The organism is Spongiibacter thalassae (assembly GCF_012272835.1).
Lineage (GTDB): Bacteria > Pseudomonadota > Gammaproteobacteria > Pseudomonadales > Spongiibacteraceae > Spongiibacter > Spongiibacter thalassae.
Window position 1 is genome coordinate 41,788 of record NZ_JAAWWK010000001.1, and the last position, 23,568, is coordinate 65,355.

A 23,568-nucleotide genomic window follows, 5' to 3' on the forward strand; every position below is an offset into this window, starting at 1 on the left:
AATGAGGTTGGTATGAAAAAATTCGATTTAAGCGGGAAGGTCATTATTATCACGGGTGCGGCGAATGGTATTGGACAACGTTGCGCTTATGATTTGGCGGCAATGGGAGCTACTATCGTAGCCACGGATATAGATGTCGAAGGAGCAAAATCCACAGTCGAAAAAATTGTTACTGAAAATGGTAAGGCTATTTCCATTAAGCATGACGTAACTAGCGAAGAAGATTGGAGCACTGTTGTAAACGTGTGTGAACAACAGTTCTCCCGGCTTGATGTATTAATTAATAACGCGGGGATTATGATGCATATTCCGTTTTCAATTTGCACATATGAAGACTTTAAAAAGCAGCAAGTTATTAATGTTGATAGTGTTTTTATGGGTTGTAAAGCGGCTTGCAAGCTGCTAGCAGAGTCAGGGGCCGATGGCGCGGGAAGCTCGATCATAAATTTATCCTCCGTGTATGGCCAAATAGCCGGACCAATGCACTCTGCGTATTGCGCATCTAAAGGAGCCGTGCGAATGCTGAGTAAATCACTAGCAACAGAATTTGGGCGAATGGGTACGAAGATTCGTGTCAATTCAGTGCATCCTGGGCCAGTTAATACAGAGTTAGGAAGAGGAGCACTATCGGCGGCTGCAAAGCTCGGTGTAATTGCCGATGAGGAGCAGGCGTACGAAGCCGTAGGCGCGTTGTTTCCGATGGGCCGCTGGGGAGAGGCAGAAGATGTTGCTGGCGTAATCGCATTCTTGGCCAGCGATGCCTCGAGCTTTGTGACCGGAGCAGAACTCGTAGTAGATGGAGGTTACTCGATCGTCTGATGTCGACCTACATAATCTCTGTTGACATAAGCGATTTCCAAAGGCATTCAGTAGTGACAGTGAACAAAGATCACACCATGCTACTACGGTTGTAGATAGTTTTACCAATTATAGAAGGAATTTGGCGGTGGGTGATTCAAGTAAAGTTACAAGAATTGATGACAATGAACTCGGCGCTCAAATTGTATCACATTCTCGGCAAGCTAGATTTTTGGGGACTAGCCCTGAAGAGTGGCAAGTTCGCCTTAAGGCACTTATAGCTGCTCAAGAAGAAGTAGTGGGCGATGTTAGTGTCGAAAATGTTCGACAAGTCGGCGAAGCGGCCGGCGGCTCCAATGGCACATTGCTTTTCGACGCCGCTTTTGTAACTAAAGACGGTTTGGTGAGTGGAAAATTTGTACTGCGATTTTTGCCAACTGAAGGCTTATTTCACGAGTACAAGCTAGAAGCCCAGTTTGGTTTGCAAAAAGCACTTGAATCGACATCAGTACCTGTGCCAGCGCAGCGGTGGTTAGATGCTGAAGGAGCCTATCTAGTTCGGCCAGGCTATGTAATGGAGCAGGTAGAAGGTGTTAGTCCGCCTATGGTCTGGAAGGTGGCGGGACTTATCGCTGAGGCGTCTGTTGAAGATCGACGATCGATGACCACTGAATTAATTCGCGCGGTTGCCGATATCCATAAGGTGAATTGGCGCGAGGCGGGATTAGAGTGGCTTGAAGATCGCGCTGCGGGGAAAAATCCCATAGAGCGTGAAGTAAATTGGTATTGGGATGCACTGAGTTGGTCAGGCAATAATGAGTATATTGAAAGCTTGGGCCCGGTTAGAGAATGGCTGATTGCGAATGAGCCACTAGATATGGACCTGGTTCTGTGTCACGGCGATTGTAATTTTGGCAATTACATGTTCAGTAATAATAAAGTAACGGCGGTAATTGATTGGGAGATGTCTTTTTTAGGCGCCCCAGAATGCGACCTATCTTTTTTGGTAACCGGCCATGATGTATTGGGTGCTGAATTACCGTGGCCTGAAGGTGCGCTCAGTTTCGAAGAGATGTTTGCCGAATACGAGCGTGTAAGTGGCAGGAAACTTCGGAATATGGATTACTTCTATCTTTTCTCAGCCTACCGGATTGCAGTGATTAATGTGCTTGCGATGAAGCATTTTCCGGAAGAAGCGCTTGAAAGTATTATGCCAATATTAAAGCGCGGGCCTGAACTCTGTATAGCAAGATCCAAAAAAATAGCTGGTATCTGAATGCTTAATAAGAAAACGTCTTTTTATCACGACGTTTTGTTATTTTAAAAATACATAAAAATTTGAAGGCGCCCGCCGAGTAATGTTAATAAATAGAATATAGGTCTTATTATGTCTTTATACTCAGAAATAGATCTTCCCCATAAAGTTGGCGCTCATATTGATTGGCAGGAGTCGTGGGTGCTGATTTTTCGTGACAGAAAATCAGGTTGTGTCGGTTTTTTACGCACTGGTGCCTATCCTAATCAGGGCATAACCCAAACCCATTGGGGTATGGCGCTGCCAGATGGAACGAGGTTCCGGAGCCATTTACTAGATCGTAAGATGGAGCCGAATGATCGTACTGAAACATCCGCGAGCTCCGGCACAATGAAGTTTTCAATCCCCAATATGGAATATGTGCGCTTTGAAGCGCATCACAAAGACGCGGAAGCCGATTTACGATTGTATGATTTCTATTCTTCTCAGCAGTGGGAAATGATCGGAGCTAGTCAGTCACACGACGGTGGTGGCGGTGAGGCTCATGGCCACCCTGAAAGTGCTGGCCGAGTCGAAGGTCGCGTTCGCATAGGCGATAGAGTCATCGATATTGAAAACGGAATAGGCTACCGGGAGCACGGTTTCGGTCCACGTGTTATCGGACAAAAACCTGAAGAGCTATTCCGTAGCGCTCGGGCACATTTCGGCACAGTCGGGCCGGAACTATCGTACTCTGTCATTACAATGCATGACGCGCGTGGTGGTTTTCACAAAATGGGCTACGTAATGTGCGATGGTGTGCGTAAAAAAATCAAAGATTTGCACACCATAAACTACACTTTGGGCGATGGTTTCTCTGTGGTTGGCGGAATGACAATCGTTAAACTAGAGAATGATGAGTTAATACGCATTAACGTCGAAACCGTTGATGGTGTTGTAACCTCCACTCACCTCAATAATGGCGGTATTGGTTCATCATCCGCAGGAATTGAAGCGCTATCTATCCCGACGTGGAATGGCCTGGATGGAATTTGTGATTTTAATATGATAGACAATGCGCATCGTGGCCAGCTACCGGTTTCACACTTGCTTAGGGCGAATGCTGAAGACGGCCTTTCACAGCGCGCTACGGATATGGAATGGGTAATGAAGGAATCTGGCCTTACGCGCCTGATCTGATTTTCACAGGATTTTGAATTTTCAATGTAACGATAAAAACGAAACCTAATGGGTTTTGAGGACGATATGCACTCCAAGAAATACGGAATTAATTCTCTGTTAAAGAATTCTATTCAAGCCGTGGCCGTAGCAGCGGTAGGCATGCAGAGTTTAGCTTTATCCGCGCAAGAGCTTAATAGTGAGGCAAATCGTCCTCAAGAATCGAAAAAAAATAGAAATGTAATAGAAGAAGTGCTGGTAACGGCTCAGAAACGATCTGAGAACTTGCAGGACGTTCCTATTTCAATCAGTGCCCTAGGCGAAGAGAGTATCAAAGATCGTCAGGTTGAGGGCATGGAGGATTTGGCGATGCAGATCCCCAGCTTGCAGTATGCGCAATTCTCAGGGGTCGGCGTGCTGAGTATCCGGGGCGTAGGCTTTGGCTTTGTGAGTGGCGGCGGCGAGAACTCTATTGCCGTGCATTATGACGGCGTATATGTTTCTGCGCCTGGCGCAGTGACCATGCTGCAAGAAGACATGGCAGGTATAGAGGTATTGCGGGGGCCACAAGGCACCCTGTACGGCCGCAACGCGACTGGCGGCGTTATAAACATGATCTCGCCAAAACCCGCGGAAGAATTTGGTGCCGGGGTGTCGGCCTTGACGGGAAGTTTCTCTCATGAATCATACTCCGCATATGTATCTGGGCCTTTATTGGATTCGGTAAGGGCGAGGCTCAGTGTGTCTAAAAATCAAAAAGACGGCCATATCAAAAACCTGCTTCGCAATGAATATGTGGGCGGTGTTGATAATGAGAGTATTCGACTAGGTGTTGATATTGATTTGTCTGAGGCACTTAGGGTTGAAATAAAGGGCTTTAAATCCGATGAGGATTTTGAAGGCCCTGTAAGCGAGCCAATTTATAATTCAACCACAATGATGCCAGCAGAAGATAGCGATGACGCAAAGCCTTGGCGGATCCGCTCAGATGCCGATTACATGTCTACGCGATCATTGGAAGGTGGTTTAGTGAAGTTCATGTACGATATATCTGATACTTTAACACTGACGTCTTTAACCGGCTACAACGTGTTTGAAAGTAGCATGAACTGGGACGGTGACGGTACCAGCTCACCGGTATTTACCGGCGATGTAGATAATAAGAAAGTGCAGTGGACGGAAGAACTTAATTTAAGTGGAGACACTGAGAATAGTAAATGGATTATTGGTCTTTACTATTACCAGGACAAATATGATTTGTCGAATATAGTCCATGTGGCGCAATCCACAGAATTTAGCGTGGTTGAATTTCCGGATTTACTCGCGCTTTCCAGTGCACGGGTAGATTATCCGTCTAATGAAAAGACGGTCAGCAAGGCAATATACGGAGATATTACCTATGACTTTAGTAGTGACTTTAGGCTTTATACTGGGCTTCGCTACACCGAAGACAATAAAGAGTTTGTTCAAACCGTATCGACTGTTCTTCCGGGCGATGTAACGAGCGATTCCTGTCGAGACCTGTATCAGGAAAGCGAAGAAACAGCATATACAGGACGCCTAGGTTTGCAGCTTGACTTTAACGATACTACAACAAGTTATGTTCAGGTGGCATCTGGTTATAAGGGCGGCGGTTTTGCGATTGATGCCTGTGGCCAAAAATACCTCCCCGAGGAGATTTATTCTGCAGAAGCTGGAATAAAAACGACAGTATTGGACGATAAATTGCGCTTGAATAGTTCTATTTATAGTTACGACTATAAAGATCTGCAGTATGAAGAAGTGGTTGTTCCGGTTGTTAATGTTCATAACGCAGACGCGGAAATCATTGGGGTGGAATTTGAGCTTATAGCACTTCCATTTGGTGGTTTACAAATTGACTCCCAAATATCACTGGCCAAGGCTGAATATACAGAATTAAACAGCGCCGACTCTGCGAATAATGATCCAAATCAAGATACCGATCAAAGTGGCAATCCAGTGATGAGAACGCCTGATTGGCAGGGTACCTTGGGCCTGCAATACGAATTCTTTTTGGAAGGCAGCGAAATCTACATAACGCCACGATTTGAAGGCCTATGGAGCGCAGGCTACCAAATGCGCGTTTACAATGACCCTGTGGATGAGCAAGGCGAATATAGGCTTTACAATGCTTATTTAAATATTGCGGCGCCAAACTTAAGCAAATCTGGGGCACTGACTTTCCGCGCGTTTACTAAAAACATTGGCAATACCGTCGTGCGTGGCGCGATCATTGATGCGCAAACCTATCGTATGGTGTCACTCGCTTCGCCAAGAACCTATGGATTTGAAATTTCGTATGATTTCTAGTACGGCGTTTCATTGACTTAACATCGACGCCATTAGTGCGCTTGGTATGAACACACTATAGCTAAGCGCATTAGCTATAGTGTTTTCTAGACCTTATTACCTTGAAAAAAGGGAGTATTCATGACTGACTTAGTTATTGTGGAGAAACGATCTTCGGTTGCCACCGTTACATTAAACCGCCCAGATTCTATGAATGCCTTATCGCAAGCGATGATGAAGGCATTAACTGCTGCGTTTCGGTCGCTACAGCAAGACCAAGATATCGCTGCTGTAATTCTTACTGGTGCAGGTAAGGCATTTTGCGCCGGTTTGGACCTAAAGGAATTGAGCGAGAAAAGCTTAGAGGGATTTAAGCTGGAGGGTGATCACGATATCGAATCGGCGATATTAGAATTTGACCGCCCGGTTATTGGCGCCATTAACGGCGTCGCCGCAACCGGAGGCTTTGAATTGGCTTTATGGTGCGACATGTTAGTTGCGACTAATACCGCGCGCTTTGTCGACACCCATGCCCGCGTAGGCCTCGTCCCAGGTTGGGGCTTGTCCCAGCGTTTGTCCCGGATGATCGGTATTAATCGTGCGCGCGAGTTGTCGTTTACCGGGAATTTTTTGCCTGCTCAGCAGGCGGAGTCCTGGGGTTTAGTCAACCGCGTTGTGGACGCCGCGGATTTACTGCCTACCTGTGAGTCGATTGCCAAAGATATTAGTAGTTGTCATCGCACTACCTTGGTTCGCTACAAGCGTGTGATTAACGAAGGCGCCGGCATGTCGCTACAAAATGCGCTGACGTATGAAAAGCTGGCAATGGATCTGCACTCAGCCACACAGGGCAGTAGTGATATTAGTGAACGCAGAGAGAGTGTAATCAATAGAGGGCGTACGCAGACTTGAGCGCCCTATGAAACTGATTAAATTAGTGTATTGCATACACCGAAACCCCAGCCTCACCCGAGACCAATTTCACGCCTATTGGCTAGATAAGCATGCTCAATTGGTAAAACAGTATGCTGAGTTCCTTGGTGCATTTCGTTATGTGCAAAGTCATGCCATCAATTCTAGGGCTGCGGACGCGATGCGTAAGCAACGCGGAATCGAAAGTAAATCCTATGACGGTATTACAGAATTTTGGTTTCGCGTTGATAAGCAGGCAGCGAAGAATGCTTCACCAATAGACCAAGATAAAATTGACCATATTCAACAGCGCCTAATCGATGACGAACGCAATTTCATCGATTTCTCTTCCTCAAGTTTGTTTATTACAGAAGAGCATGAAATATACCGTCTTGATTAATGCGTTTAAAAATTAAAAGAAAGGTTTTCTTATGGAAATGAACCAGCAGTGGCGTTTAGCCAAACGTCCAGTCACTGATTTAAGTGAGGACGACTTTGAGTGGTCTGAGCAGGCTATACCCCCATTACAAGCTGGTGAGGTGTTGATCAAACATTTGTACCTGTCTTTAGATCCGACAAATCGCTTATGGGTAAATGAAGAGGATAGTTATTTTCCCGCCGTCGTCATCGGCGATGTTATGCGCGGTGGTGGCGTTGGTGTTGTGGAGCAATCGCTCAATCCCCGTTACAAGCAAGGTGATTTCGTACAGGGTATGTTGAACTGGCAGCGCTACGCTATTGATGATGGTAGCGGTATTTCAAAAATACGAGTAACAGAAGATCTTCCCATTACCGCCTATCATGGGATATTTGGCCCGATTGGGATGACAGCTTATTTTGGTCTTATGGATATTGGTAAGCCTCGCGCAGGTGAAACCTTAGTGGTTTCAGCGGCAGCGGGCGCAGTTGGGTCACTTGTTGGGCAAATGGGTAAACAGGCAGGCTGCCGGGTTGTCGGTTTGGCCGGTAGCGACGAGAAATGCCGCTGGCTCACCGAGACCCTGGGTTTTGATGCCGCGATTAACTACAAAACCGCGAATATCCGTGAAAGCCTGCTTGCGACCTGCCCAAAGGGTATCGATATTTACTTTGATAACGTCGCCGGTGAAATTTTGGAAACGGTATTGGAACAAATCAATATTGGTGCGCGTATCCCGCTGTGCGGAATGATTTCGCAATACAATAATGAAGGGGCTATTACCGGGCCTAAAAATTTCGCAAATATATTAATGAAGCGGGCAACATTAAAGGGCTTTATTGTTATTGATTACTTTCAGCGGGAAAAAGAGGCATTTGACTACCTTGAAAAGGGCTTGCGCTCAGGCCAATTGCAATATCGAGTTGACGTTGTTGATGGTTTGCAGTCTGCGCCAAAGGCGCTAGCTAGACTGTTTAATGGCAGCAATACAGGCAAGTTAATTGTGAAAGTTGACCCGAGCTGGCAGGACTAACCGCAATGGAATTAAAACCGCTGTTTTCTTATCGAGCCGATCTCGATAAACCTATTCATATTGGCAGCGCTGCATTTGGTGTGCGCGATATTTTGCGGATTAAAGGCGGTGAGGTATGGGGAGATGCCTTGTCGGGGAAATTACTTCCTGCTGGCGGTGAATTCCAGTTAACCGACGTCAATGGTTACTTTCGTATAAATGTTCGTTTGGTCATCGAATCAAGCGAGGGCATCCCTATTTATATGCACTATACCGGGGTCGCAGATATGCCTCCGGCCTTTAAAGCAGAAGTATACCGAAAGGGCTATAGCGATTTTGGTGATTGTTATTTTATGACGCAACCGCGCTTTGAATGTGGTCATGAAAAGTATCAGTGGTTAAACAATATTGTCACCGTGGCAGAAGGCCGGGTTGCCGGTGCATCTGCTGTTGAATATCGCGTATTTGAATGCGTTCATTCCTTAGCCTGAGCGAGATGCCACGCAATGACATATGACGAGATAGAATGCTTTAAGGTAACGGTAAACGATCATATCGCAACGGTCACCATTGATTATCCGCCAATTAATCTGATGGATTTAAGGATGATTAAGGCGTTATACGCACTAGCGAAATTGCTTTCGGTGGATGAGGCGCTGCGCGTTATTATTTTTCGTAGCGCAGATCCAGATTTTTTCATTGCCCACGCAGACCTCAATTTATTGCTTCATACCCAAGATAATCCCCTCGATCCAGAGCGCTTAAATTTAATTAATAAGACTTTCGAGATGTTCCGAACCATGCCAAAGGTGTCTATTGCGCAAATAGAAGGCCAGGCTTATGGCGGCGGAAGTGAGTTTGCATTGGCACTTGATATGCGTTTCGCGGCCATTGGCAAAACGCGTTTGGGTCAACCAGAGGTGGCCTTAGGTATTATTCCTGGCGGTGGCGGCTGTACACGATTGCCGGAATTGGTTGGCCGAGGTCGGGCTTTGGAAATTCTATTAGGCTGTGAAACTTATAGTGCAGAAAAAGCCGAGCGCTATGGCTATATTAATCAGGCCCTACCCGCAGATTCCATTAGTGAAACCGTTGACGCATTAGCGCGGCGTATTGCGTCTTTCCCCAGTGAGGCGATTGCTGCCGTTAAGCGTTCGATTAATATAAAACCAGAATGGACAATTGAAAAACGTTTAATTGAAGAACAGAAGCATTATACCGCTGCAGCAAGTAGCAACGAAGCGAGGCAGCGAATACTGCTGGCACTCGCCGCGGGACTTCAGCAGCGGGATATTGAACTGGTTAATTTCGACGCGATACTGTTGCAAAAAAGTGGCGAATAATCACTGCGGCGACGACTTAGATTTTTCATATTGATTGCGCGTTTGTAGTGATAAAAAGCAGATAAAAAGTATATAGGGACTATAGCAATGAACTTTGAATTTACACCCAAAATGCAAGATCTCTACGATCGCGCAAAACGCTTCATAGAGACTGAAATACGGCCCCTAGAGAACGATTGGTGGCAGTGGAATCACAAACCTGAGAATTTATGGAAAGTGTGGCCAGAAATGGAGGGCCTTAAAGATAAGGCACGCGCTGAAGGTTTGTGGAATTTATTCTTGCCGCATGCGTATGGGGACTACGCACAAGGATTCTCCAATTTAGAGTATGCACCAGTTGCTGAGCTGACCGGCGCATGTACACCTGCCAGTGAAATTTTTAATTGCATGGCGCCCGATACCGGCAATATGGAAGTTTTAAAGATGTTTGGCACGCCAGCGCAGCAGGAGCAATGGTTGATACCGCTGCTAGAAGGCAAGATCCGCTCGGCCTTCCTCATGACCGAGCCTCAGGTAGCCTCTTCTGACGCGACGAATATTGAAACGTCGATTGTCGCAGATGGTGACGATTATGTGATTAATGGTCGGAAATGGTGGATCTCCGGCATTATGGATCCGCGCTGTGAAATATTGATTGTGATGGGCAAAACCAATCCTGATGCGCCAAAACACCAGCAGCAATCAATGATATTAATTCCTCGTAATACCCCCGGGGTGAAAATAGAACGCTGTCTCACCGTATTTCATAGTATGAACTCGCCAGGTGGTGAGGCCGAAGTGTCGCTGAGCAATGTTCGGGTGCCGAGAGATAATTTGTTGCTCGGCGAGGGCCGGGGTTTTGAAATCGCGCAGGGTCGGCTTGGGCCAGGCCGAATCCACCATAGTATGCGTATGGTCGGCGCCGCTCAGCGCTGCTTGGAATTGATGATAGAGCGTGCAGATAGCCGCGTTGCCTTCGGTAAAAAATTGAGTGAGCAAAGCTCTGTTCGACAAGATATCGCACGATCTTTTTGTGAAATTCAACAGGCACGCCTCCTCACTATGCAAGCGGCGGATAAAATGGATCGGGAGGGAAATCGCGCCGCTATGGATTTAATCACGGCAATTACCATTGTTGGCCCAAGCATGTGTCAGCAAGTGGCGGATAGGGCGATTCAAATTCACGGGGGAATGGGCGTTAGTGATGATACCCCTATTGCCTATTACTGGACCTTGGCAAGATATATCCGCATTGCAGATGGCCCTGACGAGGTCCATATGGATCAGTTAGGGCGCCGTTTGATCAAGCAATACCAATAAATAAGCGGCAATTATAATGAAAGCGTTGGTTTTTAAGGGATCGAGAAACATTGTTTACGACAGTTTCCCCGATCCCACCCTTGAAGCAGCTAGTGATATTCTGATTGCGGTAAAAGCGTGCTCGATATGCGGTTCGGATTTGCATATTTACCATGGCGACCGTATTGGCCCTCATGATTATAGCAAGGCGATGCCAGCGTTTTGCGTTGGCCATGAAACCATAGGCGAAGTGCTTGAAGTAGGTGCTGCTGTAAAACAGCACCGGGTTGGCGACCGGGTAATGGTGTCACCTGGGGTCGGCTGTGGTCATTGCCCGCCGTGCTTGCGCGGGCAAATAGCGCATTGCCATCAACCGCGCATGGCCGGGGCATTCGGAACCCATCTCGGTTTAAATGGCGGGCAGGCAGACTATTTCAGGGTGCCCCACGCGGATCTTATCGCTAGAACAATTCCCGACGGGGTCAGTAATGATCAAGCATTGCTACTTACCGATGCGCTTAGCACCGCCTATTTTGGTGTTAAAGGCGCGCAATTAGCACCCGGCGAAATCGCGGTGGTCATTGGTTTAGGCCCCGTTGGCCTATTGGCGGTGGAGTGTTGCTACGCCCTTGGTGCTGAGCGTGTTTACGGTATAGACCCTGTTGCCCACCGTCGTGATCTTGCGCAAGCGCTGGGCGCCATTAGCCTATCGCCAGATGAAGCAATGCCCATAATTAAGCAGCAAACTCAGGGCTTAGGCGCAGATTGTGTTATTGAGGCCGTTGGGCTTGAGGCGACCATTTCTCAGGCATTTAAGTTGGTTCGTGTTGGCGGGCGCGTTTCGGTATTGGGTATTGCCCAGCAGGGTGCAGTCTTACCAATGGCTTATGTGCAAATGAAAAACATTAGTTTGTTTACCGGCGTTGCCAGCGTCGTTAATACGTGGTCAGAACTCATCCCCCTTTTACAGCAAGGGCGAATTAAGGCTGGAAATATGTTTTCACACCGTTATTCATTGGCGGATGGTGCCCAAGCCTACGCCAAGTTTGATGCCCGTGGCGACGATACCTTAAAAATGATGATGATCCCTTGAGCGAGAATCTACTATGACGACCAAGTTTGCGAACGCGCTGGATTTTACCGGGAAAACGGTTTTGGTTACCGGTGGCTCTGATGGTATTGGCTACGGCATCGCCAAGGTCTTTAGGGCGGCTGGCGCCGAGGTCAGTATTACTGGCACTCGCTCAGCAAATGACTACGAACAAGATTTTTCAGACTTGCGATTTTTACAATTAAATGTGGTCGATCATGCCAGTGTTGCAGCGCTCGTTAGGGAGTTTAGTCAGCTAGATGTATTGGTTAATGCCGTAGGAACGGTACTGTACAGCAGCAAGGAATTTGATCGCGACGGCTTTGATCACGTTATGACCGTTAACCTGAATGGCGTCATGGATGTCTGCAATAGTTTTAAGGATCTATTGGCGGCAAGCCAGGGCTGTATTGTAAATCTGGATTCGGTTGTGGCATATCAGGTGGCGCGTAATAACCCCGCTTATTCCGCGAGCAAAGCGGGCTTAAAGCATTTGAATAAAGTACTTGCCTGGAAGTGGGGGAAGTTAGGCATTCGGGTTAATGGCGTTGGCCCTGGCGCAGTACCAACCAAGCTTACTGCTAAGCAAATGAATACCGACGCAGAGGCCGTGTTTGCCGCAAAAGTACCCGTCGGGCGTTATGGGACGCCAGAAGACATCGCTGGGCCGGTGCTATTTTTGGCTTCACCCTTGGCAGCCTATGTAACGGGTACGTCGGTGTTAGTTGATGGCGGCTTAACACTGCTCTCGGGCCTATGATGAAAACGAATAAGGTGTTTAGTATGTTTTTCAATGAGGAACAGCAAGCTCCGCAAAGCTGGGAGCGTGTTAAGCAGTATTTGGCTGGCCACGATTTGGCACTGGATCTTGATGCTGGTATTCGGCAGTTCTCTTCGGGCGCGGCAAATATGAATTATCTCATTCATATTAACGGCCAAAAGGCGGTGATGCGTTGTCCGCCTAAAGGCTCGTCGCCAGGCGCGAATGATGTGGCTCGGGAATACAAGGTCTTGTCAGGTTTGGCTAGCCAGTATTCCTATGCACCAAATGCCATTCACCTGTGCGAAGACAGCAGCATTACGGGTGTTCCTTTCTGTATCAGTGAATTCAGAGAAGGGACGCCGATTACCACGGTATTGCCAGAGAGTTTGGCTGAGCAGCCAAATATAGGTCGTAAGCTAGGCGAGCTATCACTCAGCGCCTTGGCAGAATTACATCGTGTCGATGTTGATGTGGCGGGCTTATCGGCACTTGGAAAAAAGGACGGGTTTCTTGAACGCCAAGTCGAGGGCTGGGGGAAGCGCGCTAAACGGGTATTGCCGCCGGACGATTTAGAACGTGCCGAACGGGTCGTCAATATGCTGAGAGCAAGTTTGCCTACGTTCCGCCCAAATAGCTTAGTACATAATGATTTCAAGCTAGACAATATGTTGATCGATCCCGAGAGACTGACGCTAAATGCGGTACTGGATTGGGATATGTGTACCCTCGGTGACCCACTGTTTGACTTGATGGTGACCATTTTGTACTGGGGTAGTACGGACGATAGCGAATTATTCAAGCATTTAGCCAGAATGCCCTATGAGGCCGATGGATGGATGAGCCGAAGTGAGGCAATTGATTATTATCTCGCCTTATCAGATTACCCACGAGACACCGAGGCCTTGGTCTTTTATTGGACTTTGGCCCTGTTTCGCTTTGCAATCATCATCGCCCAGCTAATAGCGATTTACGAGGCTGACGCCATGGAAACGGTGCATGTGAATAAAAATAATCTACTGGAGGTGAAAGAGCGAGTAAGTCTTATTCTAAATGAACTCGTAGCCCCTAGTGTGGACAACCATACGATTCTATTTTCACGCTAGTTAAAATTCTAGTTTTTTGATAAAAATTATTTTTTAAACCGAGAATGAGGAGGCTATGATGTCAACGAAACCGCGGTCGTTTATAGCGTGACGTTAAGTCGAATTTTTAGTGTTTAGTATTAAAGGAGTGGTCTGTGGATCTTAATTTCTCAGCAGAGGATGAATTGTTTCGGCTGCAAGTTCGTGACTATTTTAAAAATGATTATCCTAAAGACATTATTGCTAAAGTTAGCGCTGGAAAATCAATGGTTAAAGCCGATTATCAGCGTTCTGAGCAGGCACTGGCTAAAAAGGGCTGGCTGGCGGTTAACTGGCCTAAGGAGCACGGCGGTCCCGGCTGGTCGGTAGTGCAACGTTATATATTTGATGAAGAGTTAGAGATAGCTGGGGCACTAAATGTTATTCCCATGGGCTTGTTGTATTTTGGCCCGGTGTTATACACCTTTGGGAGTGAAGCGCAGCGCGAGCGTTGGCTCCCCGGCATTTTAAACAGCACTACTTTTTGGGCGCAGGGTTATTCTGAACCGGGGGCAGGCTCGGATCTGGCTTCATTAACATGCCGGGCAGATCGCCAGGGGGATGAGTACTGCATTAATGGCAGCAAAATTTGGACTAGTTATGCCCATTTTGCTGATTGGATATTCTGTTTAGTACGTACCGACCCAGCATCTACTCGTCACGACGGTATTAGCTTTATTTGTGTTGATATCCGCAGCCCCGGTGTTGAGGTAATACCAATTCGCTCAATAGATGGCGAACATCACCTGAATCGTGTCGAGTTTAATAATGTCAGAGTGCCGATAGAAAACCGGATCGGCGACGAAGGCAAGGGCTGGCATTACGCTCAATATTTGCTCGGCCATGAGCGCACTTCTTATGCGCATGTCGGGGCGCGAAAAGCAGAGCTTGCGCTTATAAAAAATGCCGCTAGAACCGCAGGCGTTGGCGGTAGCTCCCTACTTAAAGACCCTTTATTTGCCAGTAAACTAGCGCGCACTGAAATAGCAGTAAAAACCCTCGAGTACACGACATTACGTATTTTGTCTGCCACCCAAGTGGGCGCTGCACCAGGAAATGAATCTTCTATTCTAAAAATATTGGCGACGGAATGCGCCCAGGCAGTGAGTACCTTAATGCTTGAATTAGCCGGGGCTGATGGACTGACTGAAAAAGCAGTTTCATTGCCACTAAGTGAACGCCAAGGTCTTAGTGGCGCAATGTGTACCGAAAAATATTTGTTTGATCGTGCCCAAACGATCTACGGCGGTACTACTGAGATTCAAAAAAATGTAATCGCTAAACAAGTATTGGGGCTGCGCTCATGAATTTTGATTTAAGCTCAGAACAAATCATGTTGCGTGACTCGGCAAATCGTTATGTTAAAGAGTGTGGCGCAAGTCCTAAAAGCACCGATGCCGAAGTCTCGCTTATTCAAGATTTTGCCAAATTGGGGTGGTTGGGACTGTCGCTACCAGAAAAATGCGGCGGCGTTGGTGGCTCAGCTATCGATGTCATGGTGCTATGCGAAGAACTGGGTCGTGGCCTTCTGCTTGAGCCTTATTTGTCGGTGCTGTTGGCGGGGGAGTTATTGCTTGCAAGTGAGGTAGATGCGAAGGCTGCGCAGGGAGGCGTCGTCTCTAGTTTACTTGCAAATATTGTCAGCGGTAATACTTCTATTGCCACTGCCTTGTATGAGGCTGACAGTCGATTTGAATTAGCGCGGCAATCATGCGTGGCGCAAGTCTGTGAGCAGGGCTATACACTCAATGGCACAAAATCATTTGTACTCAATGGCGCTCAGGCTGATCAGCTACTTATTTCTGCCCGCACACAAGGGCAGTTTAATGATGCGAGTGGAATTTCTTTATTTTTACTTGATCGTAAAACACCAGGATTAGCGCTTGACCCCTATTACAGTTTTGACGGCTTGCCGATGGCAACGCTTAGCCTAAGCAATGTTGTGCTCAGGAAAGAAGCCTGCTTAGTTTCCAATACCGCCTTGCCAATAATGGAAGCTGCTATTGAGAAGGTCATTATTGCCCTTTCAGCGCAGGCTTTAGGTGCAATGGAGACCTTGCTGTATAGCAGTATTGAATACTGCCAATTACGGCAGCAATTCGGAAAAAAAATAACTCAGTTTCAAGCTGTTCAACATCGCTTTGTTGATATGTATATGGCCTGCGAAGAAGTGCGTTCGCTATTGTATGCAGCGGCGATAAAGCAGGTCGAATCTGCACCCGATGCAAAACTAATTACGGCGATGCTAAAGGTGAAGGTGGGGGAAGCCGGGCGGTTTCTTGGCGAACAGTCTGTGCAATTGCACGGCGCCATGGGTTTTACAGAAGATCTCTTGGTGGGGCGGCTCTATAAACGTTTACTGGCTATAGATACCCTATTTGGGAATGCAGATTATCATTTAAAGCGCGTTATTAAACTGTCGTAGGTTTTGATGTAGCCAATTGAGCGGTGTCGCGGTCGGGGCTAGGTTTGATTGTCAGGGCAATTCCCACTTACTGAGGTTAAAGGATATAGTATGGAAAATAATAGTCGCAAAGTTCCTACCTTCTGCCGTATTTGTGAGCCGGGTTGTGGTTTACTCGCAAACGTCGAAAATGGCAAAGTCCTTAAATTAGAGCCAGATAAAAACCATCCGGTACATAAAGGCTTCGCCTGCCACAAGGGCTTAACGTTTACCCAAGTGCATAATGACCCCGACCGCTTAGATAGACCCCTGCGTCGTTTGAATCAACGGCAAGACGATAAGGGCGATTTTCAGGCGGTAAGCTGGGACGAAGCGATGGCCGATATTGCTACCCGTATACAGGCTATTCAGGCCAAATATGGCGATACGGCGGTAGCTGGGTTTTACGGCAATCCAACGGCATTTAATAGCACTTCAACGACGGCATTGCCGCAGACACTAGCGAAACTCGGTTCGCGGCGAGTGTTTAGTTCTGCGACGCAAGATTGCTCTAATAAGATGGCCGGTAGTGAGGCGGTCTTTGGCACGAGCCTACTTCACCCGATTCCAGATTTATTACATAGCGATTATTTTTTGTGTATTGGTGGTAATCCAAAGGTATCGCACATGAGTTTTGTGCATACCACTGCACCTATGGATAAAATTCGCGATATTAAAAAGCGCGGCGGCAAAGTTGTTTTTCTTAACCCGAGAAATATAGAATCATCGACCCCGGCAACCGGTGAGGTATTACTCATAAAACCAGACACCGACGTCTATTTTTTAGCTGCGGTGATACATCACGTCTTAGCTATTAATGCCGTCGATCGTCTTCATGTTGAACAGTATGGTAAAAATGTTGAAGGCCTGTTCGATTTTGTCAATCGCTATTCACCTGAACGAGCGGCAGCGGTAACCGGTATCGATGCTGTTGACATTTGCCAAGTAGCCAAGGATTTCTCACAAGCTAAGGCGGCCAGTATCCATATGTCTACGGGCGTTAATATGGGCCGCCAGGGCACCTTGGCTTATTGGCTATTGAATATGCTCAGTTTTATTACCGGCAATCTCGGCCGAAAAGGTGGGAATATATATTCTCCGGGCTTCTTTTCGATATCCGCTTTAGGAAAGTCCTCGGTATCTGACCATTATATGGATAGCCCACTGGGTAAGATCAGGGCGATTTCTGGTGTGTTACCCGGTAATTTGTTGGCCGACTTTATTGACGCTGAACATGAGCCGATTCGCGCCTTAATCATTAATTCCGGCAATCCTTTATTGTCAATGGCGGGCGAGTCGCGACTTAGGCAGGCTTTCAACAAGCTCGAGCTTATTGTGGTGATCGATATCTATCGTAATGCCACTGGTGAACTTGCTGACTACGTGTTGCCAGCGACTGATTGGCTTGAGCGTGCGGACGTTAACAGTCTAGGTTTGGGATTTCAGCTCGAACCCTTTGCTCAATATAGCGATGCAGTGGTAGCAGCTAAAGCCGAACGCAAAAACGAATGGTGGATACTTGCGCGTTTGCTGCACGAGTTGGGCATGGCGGAAATGCCAGAAAGTGACTCCCCTAAAGCATTTTCTGGAATGGAGCGGATGTTGTCTGCGAGTGGCCTAAGCATTGCGAAGTTAAAGGCTATGCCTAGCCAAACCAAAGTGCTAGCTCAAACGGCACCTGCGTCGGTATTCGAACAGGGCGTTCAACATGACGATGGCAGGGTTGATTGTTGCCCGGCTATTTTTGCTGAGGCCATCGAAAACGCGTCCCGAATATACGATGAGTTGGTCGTAGAGCAAAGTGGCCAATTGAAGCTGATTAATTTGCGGACCAACTATATGCACAATAGTTGGTTGCAGAATTTGCCAGCCCTGAAAAGAGGTATACACGCCAGCAACCCTTTATGGATGAATCCTCGCGACGCTGCATTGCGGCAGTTACAAGAGGGCGACACGGTAGTCGTTAGCAATGTTAATGGCGAGATAACTGCGCAACTTGGCCTAGATCCAAAACTCAGAGTGGGTGTGGTTGCCATGACCCATGGTTTAGGAAATGTTCAGAGCCATGGTATGAAAGTCGCTCAGGCGTCTCCCGGGGTGAACGTTAATCAACTGCTTCCAATGGGGTTGAACAGTTATGAAAAGCTCAGTAATCAGTCACATATGACCGGTATTCAAGTTGAGGTGAGAGGGCTTGCCTAGGATAGGGTGAAGCATGTGTGCTATTCATTGATCTAAGAGCTTAAGCGATGAAAAATTTTAATAATAAAGTCGTAGCGATTACTGGTGCAGGCTCGGGTATAGGGCAGGCGCTAGCAATTAATTTGTCACAGCTAGGTGCTTGCTTGGCGTTGGCTGATATTAACGAAGCGGGACTGGCGAAGACTCAGGCATTATTGAATATTGGGCTACGGGTCTGTAGTCATAACGTGGATGTTGCAAATAAAGATGCTGTGTATCAATGGGCTGATGATGTCGTAGCCTACCATGGTCATGTGGATGTGCTGATTAATAATGCTGGGGTAGCCGCTAATGCGCCTATTGAATCGTTAGATTACGATGATTTTAACTGGGCGTTTAACATTGTATTTTACGGTGTCTTGTATGGTTGCAAAGCATTCTTACCGTATTTAAAGCAACGCCCAGATGCACATATTATAAATCTGTCGAGTTTAGTGGGGTTTATTCCGTTTCCTAATAGTGCGGCCTACAATTGTTCCAAGCACGCGGTAAAGGCCTTTAGTCAGACACTTATGCAAGAACTGCGGGGCAGTAATATTCATGTGACGTCGGTGCATCCCGGCGGTATTAAAACCAATATGATGCGTAATAGTCGCTACGAAACCATGCCCAGTGGACTTGACCATAAAGGCATGATTAAGGCCTTTGATAGCATTGCGCTGACCTCCTCAGATAAAGCCGCAAAAATTATTATTAGGGGTGCCTTGAAAAATAGGCCGCGCCAACTGGTCGGTGTTGATGCAGTAATAGCAGAGTTTTTGAGCCGCGTATTTCCAAATTCTTTTGTACGCTGGATGGGGATGTTGATGCTGCATATGGAAAAAAAGTGGCAGCAGTAAACTAAGCCAAACCAAACGAGGATATTATGAGTAAACAGGCTCAACACAAACACGTAATGTTAACTGGCTATGGTGGGGTAGATCAGCTCAATGTAGTAGATGCAGATATTCCGACACCCCAGAAGGGCGAGCTGCTTATTCGCGTTGAGTTTGCCGGTGTGGCATTTGCAGATGTCATGATGCGCTACGGTAAGTATCCGGGGGCGCCCAAACTGCCCTTTACTCCTGGTTATGATGTGGTTGGCATTGTTGAACAAGCACCAATCGACTCAGCGTTTAGCGAAGGGACTCGGGTTGTGGCGCTGACGCAATTTGGCGGCTATGCGCAATACGTGGTAGCAGATCAGCGCGGAGTGGTTGCTGTACCGGACTCAGTTGCCCCCGAGAAAGCGGTGTGCCTGGGTTTGAATTACTTAACCGCATATCAAATGCTATACCGCACTTGCCATTTAAAACCCAATGACACTCTGCTGATTCACAGTGCCGCTGGCGGCGTGGGAAGTGCGGTTTTACAGTTGGGGCGCCACCTAGAATTAAAGCTGTATGGTACGGCCTCTAGCCCTAAGCATAACTTATTGAAGCAATACGCTTGTGTGCCGATCGACTACCGCAACGACGACTTTGTCCAAGTATGCTCAGCACTGGAACCCAAGGGTTTTGATGTTATTTTAGACCCTATCGGGCCATCTAACTGGAAGCGCTCAAAGCAATTGCTGAAAAAGGGTGGGCAGTTGGTTGGTTATGGTAATTTGGGTCTGCATGATAAAGAGCGCAATACAATGTCGGGTGGTCTTTTAGCGTTATTAGTTGGCGCATTGTCGGTGAAAATGACCATGTTACGGTCACGGTTTTCATTTTACGGCGTGTCGGTTGGTAATCTCGTTAAAACGCAGACGGATTTAAAGGCTTTACTTAGCTTGGCAGCCGCACAAAAAATTGATCCTGTGATAGCCGAAATTTTACCGCTAGCACAGGTGCAACTAGCCCACGAAAAATTAGCGTCGGGTGCGGTGGCGGGAAAAATTATTTTGGATTGTCGCTGAGCAGTAATTCAAAGCCAAGTATTTACCCCCTGCGTTCAATACAATTAAGAGAATAATATGAGTGAAAAATTAGCATTAATTACGGGGGCGTCTGCGGGAATAGGGCGAGAGTTTGCGCGGATACTTGCCAGCAAAGGTCTTGATTTGCTCATTGTGGCTCGTCGTGAAGCGCGGCTATTGGCGCTAAAAGCCGAATTGGAGCAAAAGTACGCCATCACTGTACATTGCCTGGCGATAGATTTAGCCGCCGAAGGAGTTGAACAGCAGATAAGCGACAAGGTGCGTGAAATCGGCACACCTCTAGGTTGGTTGGTAAATAATGCGGGTTATGGCATTACCGGCAGGCTAGACGAAACTGCGCTGAGTGAGTATGAACGCTTTCTCAAAATCATGTTAACTGGCCCAGTCGCACTTACCCAGCTGCTCTTGCCAGATTTAAAGAAGGCCGCGCCAGCGCATATTATTAATGTGGCCTCCGTCGCGGCATTTTTACCGGGTACGCCGGGAGCCGGTGTATACCCAGCGTGTAAGGCTTTTATTAAATCTTATACTGAAACATTGGCGGGGGAGTTACGCAACAGCCAAGTCTATGCTACCGCATCGTGTCCGGGTATGACTAAAACCGAAATATTTGATGTTATGCCTGAATCTGCTGATGTCGAAAAAATGAAACAACGCCCCGGCATGTCCGCAGCCGTTGTTGCACAGCAAGCGGTTAATGCTGTTGAGTCTGGCAAAGTAGTGATTGTTCATGGCTTGGTAAATAAAATTATTGCTGCAATATTTAGCTTAATGCCTTTGCGCTTATCGATGTATATCGTCGCTAAGGCGTATCCACTAGAAGAGAATTAAGCCGTCGAATTTGTATTCTGCGGTTTTGCTGTTGAGTTTTTTGTATGCGTGTTTGTCAGTGTGTTGAAGAGGTGTGGAAGTTTTCGACTGAATTAGCTTTCTTCGAGCAGGTCGGTAGTGCTTTGCTTCTGAACGCCTGCTTAGAGGACGAGCGGAAAATCATGGAGCTTTTTTATCAAGAATTCAGATTGTATAGAATCATCACCAAGAGCCACGTTGGGTCCGAATTATATAAGTCAGTTGAACGCCTCATAAACCGTATTTTGGCAAAATTGTATCCATTAGTCGGCTAATACGGGTATTGCTATGAATACGGGGTATTTTGGGCCAAGTGGATTTTTCACCTGCTTCCATCAGCGTGAGTACCTCTTTTACAGAGGGTTTACTTAATAGCCTTAACGCGGGAATCAGTAGCTTCTCTGGAATAATTTTAATATCTGCGTCATAGCTTTGTTCAAATACGCTGTAAAGTACATCTACCGCTGCTGTGGCTGACTTGGGCAGGGGAAACGCAAGGTGGGTGCGGAGTTTCACTGCGCTTCTTAAGCTTTCCGTTAGAAATGACTTCATTGGCTTAAATAGTAAACTCACAACTTCATTGTCGTCGGGGTTCGCTAAGAAAGGCCGTGTTAGCGGGTTGATCAGGCTAACAATGTAATGGTTTACTCCGTAAAGTCTAGCCAGTCTTTTGGTGGGTAAATCATCAGTTACTGAGCCGTCGACCCATTTTCTTGAAGGTAAATAATCTTGTAACTCGCCGTTAAAGTTTTTTGCCTTTAAGACAACAGGCGGGAAAACGCCAGGCACCGTGCAGGAGGCTTGTACGGCTGACCGAATCAACACATTTGGCGTAGTGATGGCATTCAATAATCTGGACGTTTGGTGTAGCTCGGCCGGGGCTACCGAGATATTGATATATCGGCCTGTTTTTTCATAAGCCTCTTCAAATGTCATGTCTGGTATTAGTCGCGCTATAAGCGCAAGCAAGTATTCCAGTGAAACGCTATTGCTCCTGAAGCGGAAAATACTGTCGAGAAAGCTCACTTCGTACTCGGCGTCCTCTGCTAAATGTGTCGGGGAGAATAATTTATAAAGTTCTGCGTCGGTATGGGTGCCCAGCATACCTGCTGTTATTGATCCCGCGCTGGAGCCAGAGATGATTTTAGGTAGCAGCTTTTGTTCCGCAAGTGCTTTTACTACGCCATAATGAAAATAGCCAAGTGTGCCGCCACCGCTAAGCATTAGTGCGGAGCGGCCATAGCACTGGTTCGCACGATTGAAAAAAGCCTTTTTTTCTTCGTAGCTAATTTGGGTTTCTGGGGTATTATCGATAGCCTGTATGCTCATAATAATTTCATCAATATACTTATCTATAAGATGTTTAGTGCCTGTCTTGGCCTTATTGTATAAAGGCAATTTGCCCATGCCACCCATATTGCCATGAATGCCTTCATGTAGGGCGAACAACAAGCCTCTAGCGTTCCCGGATTCACGCAGCGTATGTAAGCGGTTCAAACGCGTTTTAATTGCCTTGTAGTCATAAAGGTCGCTATTTTCTTCTGCGCGCCATGCCGACAGTCCAGAGTTTGCGTCATGCTGTTCTGCCCAGCTCAACCATTCGGTATACGATGATATTGCAGTTTGATCGGATGATGACTTGGGCATAATTTGCTTCTCAACGGATGTGGGCGCGTATGAATGAAAAATAAGGTTTTCTAAGCAGGTAAATGATGCAGCACAAACTCATCTATTCTATTCCATGCCGCTTGGTATTGATTGAAAAATGGCATTAATTGCATGCAGTGCACCGCGCCATCATAAATATCGAGTTGGCTTATGACCTTGTCGGCCATGGCCTTGTTGTGGGCGATGGTAGATACATCTCTCAATACTTCATTGCTGCTTGCGGTAAAGTAAAGTGGCGGATAACCAGAGAAACTGTCCATTAAACTGACATTTACGAGTGGGTCTGAGCGCTGCTCGGCGCTAAAAATTAGGCTCTGAAAATACAGTACATCACTTAAGTGGAACATTGGGTCGCGCCGGGCGTTTTCGTGCCAAGAATCCCCCACCATCAGTGCATCACCGCTGGGAGATAGCATAACGGCGCAGGCGGGCATCGGGAGACTGTATTGCTTAAGCAGCGCGAGAAGGGAAAGCACGTTTCCGCCACCGGCAGACGCGCCAGATAATATAATATGCTGGGCTTCAACACCTTTGTCTAGCAAGGCCTTATACACCGCTAGACAATCTTCGGGGCCTTGCGGAAATTTGAATTCAGGCGCCAAGCTATAGTGGGGGAAAACGCCTTCAGCGCCAATTCGGGCGCAAAATTTTGCAATAGGGGGGTACTCTAGGCTTGGCATTCGAATGCAGCCAGCGCCACCGTAGAGATGTAAAACAAGGAATTTTGCACCAGGATTAATGACTTTATCGCAGTTAATTCCGGAGATAGTCTCTTGAATATGGCTAAGCCCCTCAGGCAGCTTGGCATTGTCCTTTTTACCTAGGGTAGCGGTTTTATTTCTTAAGCCTTCAACTGTGTAGTTGCCCCGAAAAAATTTGAATACTCTCAGAAATAAGGTCAATAGTATTGCGATAATATTGGGTTTTGGAATGTCAGCTAATTTAGCTTGGCTGCGGACATCAGGTCGTTGAGCATTCAAAATTATGTGCCTCGTTTAATGCGCTA

At 47.0% G+C, this 23,568-nt stretch carries 21 protein-coding genes; 19 read left to right on the top strand and 2 right to left on the bottom strand.

The annotated features are described in order from the left end of the window. Nucleotides 1-12: 12 nt before the first annotated feature. The 19 genes from HCU74_RS00210 (at nt 13) to HCU74_RS00300 (ending at nt 20,876) form a co-directional block, all read left to right on the top strand. Entirely contained in the window at nt 13-819 is an 807-nt protein-coding gene (locus HCU74_RS00210) for an SDR family NAD(P)-dependent oxidoreductase (protein WP_168448389.1), read from the top strand. Between the two features lie 127 nt (nt 820-946). Then, entirely contained in the window at nt 947-2,074 is a 1,128-nt protein-coding gene (locus HCU74_RS00215; protein WP_168448390.1) for a phosphotransferase, read from the top strand. A 111-nt stretch (nt 2,075-2,185) separates the two neighbouring features. Next, nucleotides 2,186-3,232, top strand: coding sequence for a DUF7064 domain-containing protein (locus HCU74_RS00220; protein WP_168448391.1), 1,047 nt, complete (start codon nt 2,186-2,188; stop codon nt 3,230-3,232). A gap of 48 nt (nt 3,233-3,280) precedes the next feature. Next, on the top strand, nt 3,281-5,542 hold the full coding sequence (locus HCU74_RS00225) for a TonB-dependent receptor (protein WP_168448392.1): 2,262 nt from the start codon (nt 3,281-3,283) through the stop codon (nt 5,540-5,542). A gap of 120 nt (nt 5,543-5,662) precedes the next feature. After that, on the top strand, nt 5,663-6,433 hold the full coding sequence (locus HCU74_RS00230) for an enoyl-CoA hydratase (protein WP_168448393.1): 771 nt from the start codon (nt 5,663-5,665) through the stop codon (nt 6,431-6,433). A gap of 7 nt (nt 6,434-6,440) precedes the next feature. Beyond that, a complete protein-coding gene (locus HCU74_RS00235; RefSeq protein WP_168448394.1) occupies nt 6,441-6,833 on the top strand; it encodes an EthD domain-containing protein in 393 nt (130 codons plus the stop codon). 31 nt (nt 6,834-6,864) lie between these two features. Then, entirely contained in the window at nt 6,865-7,884 is a 1,020-nt protein-coding gene (locus tag HCU74_RS00240) for an NADP-dependent oxidoreductase (RefSeq protein ID WP_168448395.1), read from the top strand. A 5-nt stretch (nt 7,885-7,889) separates the two neighbouring features. Beyond that, the gene (locus HCU74_RS00245; protein WP_168448396.1) at nt 7,890-8,354 is read left to right on the top strand and encodes a DUF3237 domain-containing protein; all 465 of its coding nucleotides are present in this window, start codon (nt 7,890-7,892) and stop codon (nt 8,352-8,354) included. A 15-nt stretch (nt 8,355-8,369) separates the two neighbouring features. Then, entirely contained in the window at nt 8,370-9,206 is an 837-nt protein-coding gene (locus HCU74_RS00250) for an enoyl-CoA hydratase/isomerase family protein (RefSeq protein WP_168448397.1), read from the top strand. A gap of 87 nt (nt 9,207-9,293) precedes the next feature. Next, a complete protein-coding gene (locus HCU74_RS00255; protein WP_168448398.1) occupies nt 9,294-10,505 on the top strand; it encodes an acyl-CoA dehydrogenase family protein in 1,212 nt (403 codons plus the stop codon). Between the two features lie 16 nt (nt 10,506-10,521). Beyond that, nucleotides 10,522-11,577, top strand: coding sequence for an alcohol dehydrogenase catalytic domain-containing protein (locus tag HCU74_RS00260; protein WP_168448399.1), 1,056 nt, complete (start codon nt 10,522-10,524; stop codon nt 11,575-11,577). Nucleotides 11,578-11,590: 13 nt separating this feature from the next. Further along, complete coding sequence (locus HCU74_RS00265; protein ID WP_168448400.1) at nt 11,591-12,334, top strand: SDR family NAD(P)-dependent oxidoreductase; 744 nt, start codon at nt 11,591-11,593, stop codon at nt 12,332-12,334. 23 nt (nt 12,335-12,357) lie between these two features. Then, complete coding sequence (locus HCU74_RS00270) at nt 12,358-13,440, top strand: phosphotransferase family protein (RefSeq protein ID WP_168448401.1); 1,083 nt, start codon at nt 12,358-12,360, stop codon at nt 13,438-13,440. A 134-nt stretch (nt 13,441-13,574) separates the two neighbouring features. Further along, entirely contained in the window at nt 13,575-14,765 is a 1,191-nt protein-coding gene (locus HCU74_RS00275; protein WP_168448402.1) for an acyl-CoA dehydrogenase family protein, read from the top strand. Continuing rightward, nucleotides 14,762-15,883 (top strand): acyl-CoA dehydrogenase family protein, encoded by a 1,122-nt coding sequence (locus HCU74_RS00280; RefSeq protein ID WP_168448403.1) that lies wholly within the window; start codon nt 14,762-14,764, stop codon nt 15,881-15,883. Before HCU74_RS00275 ends, HCU74_RS00280 begins: the two co-directional genes overlap by 4 nt. Before the next feature lie 90 nt (nt 15,884-15,973). Continuing rightward, nucleotides 15,974-18,103 (top strand): molybdopterin-containing oxidoreductase family protein, encoded by a 2,130-nt coding sequence (locus HCU74_RS00285; protein WP_168448404.1) that lies wholly within the window; start codon nt 15,974-15,976, stop codon nt 18,101-18,103. A 47-nt stretch (nt 18,104-18,150) separates the two neighbouring features. After that, the gene (locus HCU74_RS00290; protein ID WP_168448405.1) at nt 18,151-18,981 is read left to right on the top strand and encodes an SDR family NAD(P)-dependent oxidoreductase; all 831 of its coding nucleotides are present in this window, start codon (nt 18,151-18,153) and stop codon (nt 18,979-18,981) included. A gap of 26 nt (nt 18,982-19,007) precedes the next feature. Then, nucleotides 19,008-20,024: a zinc-binding dehydrogenase gene (locus HCU74_RS00295; protein ID WP_168448406.1), complete on the top strand. Its 1,017-nt coding sequence runs from the start codon at nt 19,008-19,010 to the stop codon at nt 20,022-20,024. Nucleotides 20,025-20,081: 57 nt separating this feature from the next. Continuing rightward, complete coding sequence (locus HCU74_RS00300) at nt 20,082-20,876, top strand: SDR family NAD(P)-dependent oxidoreductase (RefSeq protein WP_168448407.1); 795 nt, start codon at nt 20,082-20,084, stop codon at nt 20,874-20,876. Nucleotides 20,877-21,125: 249 nt separating this feature from the next. Here the strand turns inward: HCU74_RS00300 and HCU74_RS00305 are convergent, their stop codons facing one another. Together HCU74_RS00305 and HCU74_RS00310 are read right to left on the bottom strand one after the other, a co-directional pair. After that, entirely contained in the window at nt 21,126-22,541 is a 1,416-nt protein-coding gene (locus tag HCU74_RS00305; RefSeq protein ID WP_168448408.1) for a DUF3336 domain-containing protein, read from the bottom strand. Nucleotides 22,542-22,591: 50 nt separating this feature from the next. Continuing rightward, entirely contained in the window at nt 22,592-23,542 is a 951-nt protein-coding gene (locus tag HCU74_RS00310; RefSeq protein WP_168448409.1) for an alpha/beta hydrolase fold domain-containing protein, read from the bottom strand. Between the last annotated feature and the right edge of the window lie 26 nt (nt 23,543-23,568).